The organism is Streptomyces ossamyceticus (assembly GCF_001418475.1).
In the GTDB taxonomy this organism is placed as follows: Bacteria; Actinomycetota; Actinomycetes; order Streptomycetales; family Streptomycetaceae; genus Streptomyces; species Streptomyces ossamyceticus.
Genome location: NZ_LIQX01000669.1, coordinates 1 through 9,740, shown reverse-complemented (window position 1 = coordinate 9,740; position 9,740 = coordinate 1). Strand labels below are relative to the sequence as shown.

The window sequence follows — 9,740 nt, the reverse complement described above, 5'->3', positions numbered from 1 at the left end:
CCGCGCCGCCCGCCGCGCCCGCATCGACCCCAGCACGAACGGCTCGGGCGGCGTCAGCCACCCCGCCGCCGCGTACACCGGCAGTTCCTCCCGCACGGCCCGCAGCTCCCGCTGCCGCACCCAGATCGACAACCACGTCAGCAGCCCGAACATCGGCACCATGAACACCGCGTAGACCGCGAAGAACCCGTACTCCCCGAACGCCGCGGACCCGTTCCACACCGCGTGCATGCCCATCGCGAGCAGGAGCCCGACGACCGGCACCAGCACCCGCCGCACGGGCTGCCGTTGCCCGGCCCTGGCGGCGATCCCGAACCCGATGCCCGTGAGCACGGTGAACAGGGGGTGCGCGAACGGCGACATGATCACCCGCACGAAGAACGTCGCGGCGGTGACCGACGCCAGCCCGCTCCCCCCGCTGAGCTGGTCCGTTCCGAACGCGGTCCCGAGGTAGAGGATGTTCTCGGTGAACGCGAACCCGGTCGCCGTGACGCCCGCGATCACCACCCCGTCGACGAGGCCCGTGAAGTTCCGCCGCCGGAACAGGAAGATCAGCAGCACGGCCGCGGCCTTGGCGGTCTCCTCGACGACGGGCGCTATGACGGTGGCACCGAGGGTGTCGGCGTGCGACGGGTCGGCCGTGGCCGTGGCTATCCACTGGGTCGCGAAGCTGTTCGCCACGATCGCGATGAGCGCCGCCGCGCACGCCCCCCAGGCGAACGCGAACACCATGTTCTTCCAGGGCCCGGGTTCCACCTGGTCCAGCCACCGGAACGCGGCCACGAGCAGCGGTACGGGCAGCACCGCGAGCCCCAGCCCGACGAGGAACCCCTCGGTGCCGGTCTGCTCGCGGACGAGCGCCAGGATGACGAGCCCGGACAGCGCGAGCAGCGCGATGAGAGAGCCGTACTTGACGCTCTTCCGCTGCCACCAGCGCGGGGGCCTGAACGCACCTCCCCCGGCGGTGCCGCTGGGGTGCGTCGGGTAGAGGGGACCGGTGGCCATTGCGTTGACCCTAACGAGCGATGGGCGCTGCCCGCGACGTCGTACCGTACGACCGGTCGCGGGGGTGTGGGGGGACTGTTCGGGCGCCTATGGGGGGTTGGAAGCGGTTCCTACTGATCTACGCGACGAAAGAGCAGATCGTTCACCACATGACCCTTGTCCAGTCCCTGGGCCTCGAAACGGGTCAGCGGCCGGAAGCCGGGACGTGGCGCGAACCCGCCGTCGGGCCGGGTGTTCTCGAAGTCGGGGTGGGCGGTCAGCACGTCCAGCATCTGCTCGGCGTACGGCTCCCAGTCCGTCGCACAGTGCACGATCGCGCCGGGGCGGAGCCGTGACGCGACGAGGGTGAGGAACTCCGGCTGGATCAGCCGCCGCTTGTGATGGCGCTTTTTCGGCCAGGGGTCGGGGAAATAGACGCGCAGCCCGTTCAGGGAGGCGGGTGCGAGCATCTCCCGCAGCAGGATGATCGCGTCGCCGTTGGCGACCCGGATGTTGGACAGTCCGTTCCGGTCGGCGAGATTGAGGAGGTTGCCCTGGCCGGGGGTGTGGACGTCTACGGCGAGGACGTTGGTGCCGGGGTCCGCGGTGGCCATCTCGGCGGTCGCCTCGCCCATCCCGAAGCCGATCTCCATGACGACGGGGTTCTCGTTGCCGAACAGTTCGACGAGGTCCAGCGTCCGCCCGTCGATGTCGAGCCCCCACTTGGGCCACAGCCGCTGGAGGGCGTCCGCCTGCCCGGCCGTCACCCGGCTGCGCCGGGGCTGGAAGCTCCTGATCCGCCGCTCGAAGTGTGCCCCGGCGGGATCGGCCTTGGGCCCGTCCGGAAAGCGGGGCTCACCCTTGGCACGGGCACGCCGAAGGGAGGCACCGGAGGTGCGGGACTCGGAGGCATTGGCAGACTCAGACACAGTGCCCCCAATTTTACGACCGCGCTTCCCTTAGCAGACCGCAACCCGAACGGGGCCCCGACCGGGCCCCGTGCCCGAAGCCGCAGCGGCCCCGAACCCGAAGCCACAACGGCCCCGAACCCAAAGCCGCAGCGGCCCCGAACCCGAAGCCGCAGCGGCCCCGAAGCGCAAGCCACAACCAACCCGAAGCCCCACCCGCAACGCCCCCGAGCCGCGGCCGGCACACGGCGGCGGCCGCGGCCGACGTCACACCGCGGCCAGCGCCGCCAGCGCTCTCCTCCCGACCTCACGCCCGATCGGCAGTGACGCGGTCGCCGCGGGCGACGGCGCGTTCAGTACGTGCACCGCCCGCGCACCTTCGCGGATCAGGAAGTCGTCCACCAGCGTCCCGTCCCGCAGCACGGCCTGCGCCCGCACTCCCGCGGCCGCCGGTACGAGATCCCCCTCGGAGATCCCGGGCAGCAGCCGCCGTACGGCCCCCGTGAACGCCCGCCTGGACACGGACCGCCGTAGCTCCCCGGCGCCGTACCGCCAGTGCCGCCGCGCTATCCGCCAGGCTCCGGGCCATGCCAGGGTCGCGCCCAGTTCCCGCACCCGTACGGTCCCCCAGCCGTACCCTTCGCGGGCGAGCGCCGGTACCGCGTTGGGCCCGAGGTGGACGCTTCCGTCCATGCCTCGGGTCAGATGCACCCCGAGGAACGGGAACGCCGGATCAGGCACCGGATACACCAGGCCCCGCACCAGCTCGGGCCGGGCCAGCTCGTAGTACTCCCCCCGGAACGGCACGATCCGCATGCCGGGATCGTCCCCGGTCAGCCGGGCCACCTCGTCGCAGTGCAGCCCGGCGCAGTTCACGAGGACGCGCCCCCGGACGATGTCACCGCCGCGGATCCGTACGGCCACGCCGAGCGAGGCCCGCCGGTCGATGTGCTCGACCTCGGCCCCGTACCGGATGTCGGCGCCGGAGGCGGCGGCGAGCTGCCGGGCGACGCCGACGAAGTCGCAGATGCCGGTGGTCCCGACGTGTATGGCGGCGAGTCCGCGCACCTCCGGCTCGTACTCGGTGATCTGGGCGGGGCCCAGTTCACGGACCGGTATGCCGTTCTCCCGGCCGCGCTGCACCAGGGCGTGCAGCCGGGGCAGCTCGGAGCGCTCGGTGGCGACGATCAGCTTCCCGGTGACCTTGTGGGGGATGCCGTACTCGGCGCAGAACTTCACCATCTCGGCGGCGCCCTTGACCGCGTACCGGGCCTTCAGCGATCCGGGGCGGTAGTAGATCCCGCTGTGGATGACCCCGCTGTTGCGCCCGGTCTGGTGCCGGGCGGGGCCCGGTTCCTTCTCCAGGACGGTCACCCGTGTCCCCGGCGCGGCGCGTGTGATCGCGTACGCCGTCGACAGCCCGACGATCCCCCCGCCGACCACGAGCACATCACAGTCGTAAGCGCTCAGCCTCCGCACGCGCCCCACCTCCCGACTCTGATAGTGCACTGCACCACTGACAATGCCCTCAAACCCGAAAGACGTCTGCATGGCCCCGGTCACATCCCGACCACCGGCCAGCCCGACAGGGGCGCGGGGAACTGCGCGAAAACCCCCACGCACCCGTACTCGCAAACTTACACAAACCCGGCAGATGAGTAGATGAGCAGGCGGCCCCCCCGCCCCCGCACACGAAGAGGCGCCCGGCCCTCCAGCGGAGCGTCTACGCCGGGGTCATCAGCAGCGGCCGTGCCCTCTCCCGCAGCTCGATCACCCGCGGCTCGTCCCCGTACGGCTCCAGTCGGTGGAGGAGATCCTTCACGTACTCGGTCGTGCGGGCCGAGGAGATGCGCCCGGCCACCTCCACCGCCCGTACGCCCTGCTCGCACGCCGCGTCGAGGTTGCCGGACTCCAGTTCCGCGACCGCCGACACGACGAGCCGCAGCCCGTGCGAGCGGACGAACTCCTCCGTGGGGCGCGACAGCGCCTGCTCGGTGAAGCGGCGCACCTGACGCGGCGCCTTGAGGTCGCGGTAGCACTCCGCGGCGTCCGCGGCGAAGCGGTCGTAGCCGTAGAAGCCGAGCCAGGACGGGTCGTTGTCGCCGTCGCGGGCCCGCTCCAGCCACCCCTCGGCGGCCTTGAGGGCGGCCCCGGCAGCCACCGCGTCGCCCGCACGCGCGTGTGCCCGTGCCTCCACGAGCCGGAAGAAGCTCATGGTGCGGGCGGTGGCGAGCCCCCGGTTGCGCTCCAGCGCGGCCTGCGCGAGGTCGACGCCCTCGTCGCCGAACCCGCGATAGGTCGCCTGCAACGACATCGTGGCCAGCACATACCCGCCGAGCGGCACGTCGGCCGCGGCGCGCGCGAGCCTCAACGCCTGGATGTAGTACCGCTGGGCCGCCTCCTGTTGACCCGTGTCAAAAGCCATCCAGCCTGCGAGGCGGGTGAGTTCGGCGGAGGCTCCGAACAGTGCGCGTCCCACTTCGTCGGAGTACGAGCCGAGCAGCAGCGGCGCGGCCTCGACCCGCAGACATTCGGGGACCATCGACGAACGCCAGTCGCCGCCGCCGTACTTGGAGTCCCAGCGCCGGGCGTCCTCAGCGGCCTCGCGCAGCTTCTGCACATCGCTGTGGCCGACTTTCAGCGGCGACCCCGAGCCCTCCGCGGAGCTCGCCTCGCGCGCCACCGAGCTGTCGGCCGGGGTTATCAGCCAGCGTGAGGCGGGCGTCGCGTACGCGCTCACCGCGAACGATCCGGCGAGGGACTGCCAGATGCCGCCGGAGCCGGCGCGGCGGCCCGCGAGGTCGAGGCGGTACAGCTCGGTCGCCGACCGCACGGCCTGTCCGATGTCACGGGGGAAGGCGAGGCCCACCTCGGGTGCGGGATCCGCGTCGGCCAGGCCGATCTCGTGCAGCGGCACGGGCCGGCCGAGCTTCTGGCCGATGGCGGCCGCGATGAGGTGTGGCGCGGCGCCCTGGGGGACCATGCCCTTGGAGACCCACCGCGCCACCGACGTCTTGTCGTAGCGAAGCGTCAACCCGCGTTGAGCGCCAAGATCGTTGACGCGACGCGCGAGTCCTGCGTTGCTGATTCCCGCGAGGGCGAGAACGGCGCCGAGCTTTTCGTTCGGCCCGCGTTGCTCCCTGGACATGCGCCACCCCTCGAACAGACGGCTGCCGCGGCGGCATAGGCACGCGGCATTCGTAAACCCAGCGTAGTTCGCCGCATCCCAAGCGTTAAGGGGCCTAAATCCGGATGGCGGGAATGTGGTCCGTACGAAAGTGCGGACAGAGTACGGACTGTTGCCGCGTGCCCCCGCTGTGTGGCCGTGCGCCCGTCCGTGCGCTCTACTCCGGCCAGTGGGGGAGCGGTTCCATGGTCATGCGTGGGTCGGCCCGCTGTACTGGATCCAGTGGGCTGGGGGACACCGCCGCCTTCATCCCCGCGGGCGGCGGACCGGTCCGGGAGGTGAACTCCGCCTCCCGGACTGTTCGTTGACACTGAGTCGCCATCGGGGTCGGTACGGAGGATGTGTGAGTTCTGTCCCACGATCCCGATTTGGCCGAAAATCGACGGTGGGTGCGGAGGGTCAATACCCCTCCGACCACGTCTCTTGAGGGCGCGTTAGGAGTTTTGGGGGAGCGTATCGGGGGCGCATTCGCGTCGTAGACCCGGGGTCCGCCTTTGTCGACCGCCCTGCTTCCGGGGCCGTCCGGCGGTGTGACGGGGGAGCGCTCAAGTCTCCCCAGGGGCGCACTTACCGGTGCGCAAGCAGCTCCGCACGCCCTCCATCGAGCCTCCTTCGTGGCAGCATGGGTGCCGTTCCTACGGTGCACTGGTTGTCCACAGCCTGTGGAGGCGTCGATGCGGTGGTTGGTGGGATGGAGCAGTACCGCCGCTGGCTCGCACGCCCTCGGCTCCGCCGGAGCCACCGGCCCGGACGGCGAGGCGGTGCACCCGGTCGGCTCCCACCCGCTGTGGGGCGACCCCGATCCGTTGTGGGCCGTCGGCGACTGGCGCCCCGACGAGGTGCGTGTCGTGCAGGCCGACGCCCAGACCAGGATCGCGATCCTCGGCATCTGCGGGGCCACCGACGAGCAGCTGCGCGTGGCCCTGTTCGCAGCCCGCGGCGGTGCCCTGCGCCATCTCACCGCCTGGCCCGGCAGTTACACGGCCGTCGTCCAGGTCGGCCGCCGGGTCACCGTCTGCGGTGACCTCGCGGGCGCGCGCCCCGTCTTCTACACGCCCTGGGCCGGCGGCACCGCGTACGCGACGGCCGCCCTGCCGCTGGCCGATCTCGTCGAGGCCGACCTGGACTTCGGGCACCTCGCGGCCCTGCTCGCCGCCCCCGACGTACCGGACGCCTTCCATGACTCCACCCCGTACGACGGCGTGCGCCGCATTCCCCCGGGGCATGCGCTGATCCTGCGCGCCGGGGCGCGCGAGATCGCCGGCTACGAGCCCGTCGCGTCCCTCGCGGTCGCCGCACCCGCCGCCGACCCGGACAGCGCGGTGGACGCGGTGAGGGACGCTCTCGTAGAAGCAGTACGCACCCGTCTGTCTGCTCCGCGCCACGTGCCCGACGTCGATCCGGGCCCCGTGCCCGGAATGGGCCCGGCGGAGCGCCGCGCCGCCCGCGGGATGCCGGTCCCCGGCATCGGCGCCGACCTCTCCGGCGGCCCCGCCTCGGGCACGCTGGCCCTCCTCGCCGCCGGCCTGCCCGGCGCCCCCGGCACGGTCCTCGGCCACGGCACGGGCGCCGGCGAACGCCTCCTCGCCGTCACGTTCAACGACCTGGCGACCGCGGGCCGCGAGGCCGAACTGGAACGCGCGGGCACCCTGGCCGCCAACCCCCGCCTCCACCACGTCGTCGTGACCGGCGACGAGGACGTCCTCCCCTACGCGGACCTCGATGTCCCGCTGACCGACGAACCGGGCCCCTCCCTCGTCATGGCGGCCCGCCACCGCGCCCGGCTCGCCGCCGGCAGCGCCGACCACTTCACCGGCTACGGCGCCCGCCAGGTCCTGGACGCCCACCCCGCCCGCCTCGCCGACCTGCTGATGGACCGCAAGCGCCGCCACCTCGTCCGCCCGGTCGCCGCCCTCGCCAAGGCGGACGGCTCGGTGATGGTCCCCGCACGCGTGTACGGCGCCGCCCGGAAACTGGCCCGCACCCCGTACCGCGTGGGCGTCGAGGGCCTGGCCGACCGTCTGATGCGGCGGCGCTTCGACGAACCCGGCGGGGCCGTCGGAGCCTCGCTCGCCGCGCTCACCTGGGCGAGACCCGGGCCCGCCGCCCGCTGGCTGACGGGCGAGGCCCTGGCAGAAGTATCGATTCGCCTGGGTGCTGTGTCGGGCCGCCCGAGCGTCGGTCCGGGCCAGCGCCCCGGTGACTTCCGGGCCCGTGCGGCCCTGGCCCGCCACGCCGCCGACCTGCGCGTCCTCGAACAGGCCGCAGAGATCCGCTCCCAGCGCCTGCACACCCCGTTCCTCGACAACCAGGTCGTCCGCGCCTGCCGGGCCCTCCCCGAGGCCCTGCGCGTCCAGCCCGGCGCCCGCGCCGCCATCCTCCGTACGGTCCTGGAGGGTGCCGGGGTCACCGACCTCCCGCCCGGCTGGGGCGCCCCCTCCCATGCCACGTCCGCCGCCGCGACCCGCACCGGCCTGCGCGTCGCCGCCGACACGCTGATCGGCCTCTTCGACACACCGCTCCTCGCGCAGGCCGGCCTGGTGGAGGCCCGCGTCGTCCGCAACGCGCTCCGTGCGGCCGCCGCGGGCGAGCCCCTGCCCCTGGACGGCCTCGCCGACCTCGTCTCACTGGAACTCTGGCTGCGCCGCCTCCTCTCCCGCCGGGGCACCTGCTGGACGGGCACCCCGGCCAGACAGCGCGCCGTGCCCGCCGGGATCACCCCCCAGCGGGGCGCCCTGGGCGCGGGGGCGACGGCCCGGCAGATGTAACGGCGGTCCGGCAAGGCGTGGCAGCGGTCCGGCAAGGCGTAGCGGCGGTCGGCGGGGCCCGGCCCCGTGTGTGAGAGCCCAGCGTGGCGCGGGCGACGTAGCGGAATCTCGCAGTCCGGACGTGTACAACCAACGGGGCCCGTCGACGGTCTCCCCTCGCGATCGGACAGACGTCCGGCTCCCCGGTACCTCACGTGCACGTACGCGCCCCCCGACGCAGGGCACACACGAGGTGCCCGTAGCTCTCGTGCCTGGAGAACCATGCGTACACGTACGGCCGCGGCCGCCGTCCTCGGCACCTCGGTGCTGCTCCCGCTGCTCGCCCCCGCCGCCGCCCACGCGGACACCGCGAAGGGCGACACGGTCTTCACCTCGGTGAACTTCAACAAGAAGACGTTCAACGTGGGCGTCAGCACGGCCCAGACGGTCACGGTCGCCGCCACCGCCAAGGACGGCTCGGGCATGCAGGGCATCCTCGGAGCCAAGCTGGTCAGCTCCGACGACAAGATCATCCACGCCCACTCCGCCGACTGCACCCGGCCCACGTCCACCACCATGAAGTGCGCCTTCAAGTTCACCCTCGACCCCGACCGCTCCGACTACTACGGGCTCAGGAACAGCTCGGCCGGCACCTGGCGCTTCACCGCCGAGGCCGTCGCCAAGGACAGCGACTTCTACGACCTGGAGACCAGCGCCAAGATCCAGGTGAAGCGGCTCGCCCGGCTCGCCACCACCCAGGCGGGCCCGGAGCCCGTGGCCAAGGGCGCCAAGCTCACCGTCACCGGCGCGCTGACCCGGGCCGACTGGAACACCAACGCCTACGCCGCCCACGCCGGCCGGTCCGTCGCCCTCCAGTTCAAGAGGTCCGGCACCTCCACGTACACCACGGTCAAGACGGTCACCTCCGACGCCGGCGGCAAGCTCCGCACCTCGGTCACCGCCTCCACGTCCGGCACCTGGCGCTGGAAGTCCACCTCGACGTCCACGACGAGCGGGGCGACGGCGTACGGCGACACGGTGACGGTGCGCTGACGCTGACGCGGACACGGACGCGGGCGGGACGCGGACGGGGACGGTGACGCGGACGGGGACGGTGACGCGGACGGGGCAGGGGCGGTGACGGCGGGTGAAGGGCGGTGAGGGCCGCGAAAGCCTCCCCGCTCTCGCCCGCCCCGGCGACAATGACCCGGTGCGCTACGCGATCCTGGGGCCGGCCCGTGCAGAGAACGACGAGGGCACCCCCGTCCCGCTCGGCGGCCCCCGGCTCCGCGCACTCCTCACCGCCCTGGCGCTCCGCGCCGACCGCCCCGTCCCCGTGTCCACGCTCGTCGACGACATCTGGTCGACCACCCCGCCCGAGGACGCCCCCGCCGCCCTCCAGGCACTCGTCGCCCGCCTGCGCCGAGCCCTCGGCCGGCACACGATCACCTCGGAACCCGGCGCCTACCGCCTGGTCACCGCACCCGCCACCGTCGACCTCTTCGCCTTCGAGCACCTCCTGAAGGACGCCAAGGCAGCACTCGCCCGGGACGACGACCCGGCCACCGCCGCCACCACCCTCCGCGAGGCCCTGTCCCTCTGGCGCGGCCCGGCCCTGGCCGACCTCCCCGACCGCACCGCCGCCGCCCGCCCCGAGGCCCTGCGCGCGGAGGCGATCCGCACCCGTATCGAGGCGGACCTCCGCCTCGGCCGCGCCGCCTACCTCGTACCGGAACTCCGGGAACTCACCGGGACGCACCCCTACGACGAGCCCCTGCACGCCCTGTTGATCCGCGCCCTGCACGAGGCGGGCCGCACGGCGGAGGCCCTGGCGGCCTTCGAGGCCGTACGCCGGGCGCTGCGGGACACCCTGGGCACGGACCCCGGCCGGGACCTGCGCGCCCTGCACGCGCT

General features: G+C 73.1%; 7 protein-coding genes. 3 read left to right on the top strand and 4 right to left on the bottom strand.

Annotated elements, in window-relative coordinates:
- The 4 genes from AOK15_RS36190 to AOK15_RS36175 all read right to left on the bottom strand — a co-directional run.
- Nucleotides 1–1,005: PrsW family intramembrane metalloprotease (locus tag AOK15_RS36190; protein ID WP_055522724.1), on the bottom strand; the 1,005-nt coding region annotated here is incomplete at its 3' end.
- Between the two features lie 110 nt (nucleotides 1,006–1,115).
- Nucleotides 1,116–1,913: a tRNA (guanosine(46)-N7)-methyltransferase TrmB gene (trmB, locus tag AOK15_RS36185; RefSeq protein WP_063799099.1), complete on the bottom strand. Its 798-nt coding sequence runs from the start codon at nucleotides 1,911–1,913 to the stop codon at nucleotides 1,116–1,118.
- Nucleotides 1,914–2,159: 246 nt separating this feature from the next.
- Nucleotides 2,160–3,371: an L-2-hydroxyglutarate oxidase gene (gene lhgO / locus AOK15_RS36180; protein ID WP_055522719.1), complete on the bottom strand. Its 1,212-nt coding sequence runs from the start codon at nucleotides 3,369–3,371 to the stop codon at nucleotides 2,160–2,162.
- A 244-nt stretch (nucleotides 3,372–3,615) separates the two neighbouring features.
- Entirely contained in the window at nucleotides 3,616–5,040 is a 1,425-nt protein-coding gene (locus AOK15_RS36175) for an NsdA family TPR-like regulatory protein (protein WP_055522717.1), read from the bottom strand.
- A gap of 713 nt (nucleotides 5,041–5,753) precedes the next feature.
- Here AOK15_RS36175 and AOK15_RS36170 point away from each other — a divergent pair.
- The 3 genes from AOK15_RS36170 to AOK15_RS36160 form a co-directional block, all read left to right on the top strand.
- Nucleotides 5,754–7,847: an asparagine synthase-related protein gene (locus AOK15_RS36170; RefSeq protein WP_055522715.1), complete on the top strand. Its 2,094-nt coding sequence runs from the start codon at nucleotides 5,754–5,756 to the stop codon at nucleotides 7,845–7,847.
- 261 nt (nucleotides 7,848–8,108) lie between these two features.
- Nucleotides 8,109–8,879, top strand: a complete 771-nt coding sequence (locus AOK15_RS36165; RefSeq protein ID WP_055522712.1) for a hypothetical protein — start codon at nucleotides 8,109–8,111, stop codon at nucleotides 8,877–8,879.
- A gap of 157 nt (nucleotides 8,880–9,036) precedes the next feature.
- Nucleotides 9,037–9,740 (top strand): AfsR/SARP family transcriptional regulator (locus tag AOK15_RS36160; RefSeq protein ID WP_167738896.1); only part of this gene is annotated, 704 nt, incomplete at its 3' end.

Bases quoted from the DNA above. Each gene is read 5' to 3' on its own strand.
- AOK15_RS36175 (WP_055522717.1), bottom strand. From the start codon at position 5,040: ATGTCCAGGGAGCAACGCGGGCCGAACGAAAAGCTCGGCGCCGTTCTC.
- AOK15_RS36165 (WP_055522712.1), top strand. From the start codon at position 8,109: ATGCGTACACGTACGGCCGCGGCCGCCGTCCTCGGCACCTCGGTGCTG.
- AOK15_RS36170 (WP_055522715.1), top strand. From the start codon at position 5,754: ATGCGGTGGTTGGTGGGATGGAGCAGTACCGCCGCTGGCTCGCACGCC.